Raw genomic sequence first — 665 nt, forward strand, 5'->3', positions numbered from 1 at the left:
TCGGCGGCGCGCACGGCCTCCAGGTCGGCCACGGGCCGTCCCTCGGCGGCGCTCACCTCGTCCCCGGCCCGCAGGACACCCTCGGCGGGCCCGCCGGACACGAGCTGCTGCACGACGAGCCGCTGGGGCACCTCCCGGCCGAGCTCGTGCAGGGCCGCGGCGGTCGCGGTCTGCTGGGAGTCCGACATGGCCGCCGAATTGGCCTCGCCGACCTCGTCGGAGGTGACGCCGGTGGGGTACATCAGCTCGCGCGGGACCACGTCCACGGCGGGGTCCGTCAGGCCGCGGCCGAGATCGAGCAGGGAGGTGGTGCCGATGGGCGGGCCCCCGACCATCACGGTGGTCATGGCCAGGGTCCCCTCACCCGGGTCCGCCTCGCCGCCCTCGACGCGCAGCACCGGTCGACCCTCGCGTTCGCCCAGCAGGTCCACGGCGGGGCCGGGGCCCTCGAGGATGTAGGGGGTGGGGGCCAGCAGTGCCAGCCCGGCGCTGCCCAGGGCGAGCCATCCGGAGAAGGGCACGCGGGCGGCGCGGGTGGTCCTCGAGGGCACTGCGCGCACGCGACACCGTCTTTCCTGGGGGTCCTGATCGGGCCGTCCTCGCCGCCGGGCACGGGCCGCGCGGCGACGGTCACACCAGTCTACGCGGGGCCGCGACCCCCGCCT

The 665-nt window shown here is 77.0% G+C and carries 1 pseudogene; it reads right to left on the reverse strand.

Annotation, left to right across the window (positions count from 1 at the left end):
- Positions 1–560 (reverse strand): annotated as a pseudogene (locus tag D8M29_RS12805) (hypothetical protein); the annotation flags it as partial.
- Between the last annotated feature and the right edge of the window lie 105 nt (positions 561–665).

This window comes from Micrococcus sp. HSID17227 (genome assembly GCF_003989405.1).
In the GTDB taxonomy this organism is placed as follows: Bacteria; Actinomycetota; Actinomycetes; order Actinomycetales; family Micrococcaceae; genus Micrococcus; species Micrococcus luteus.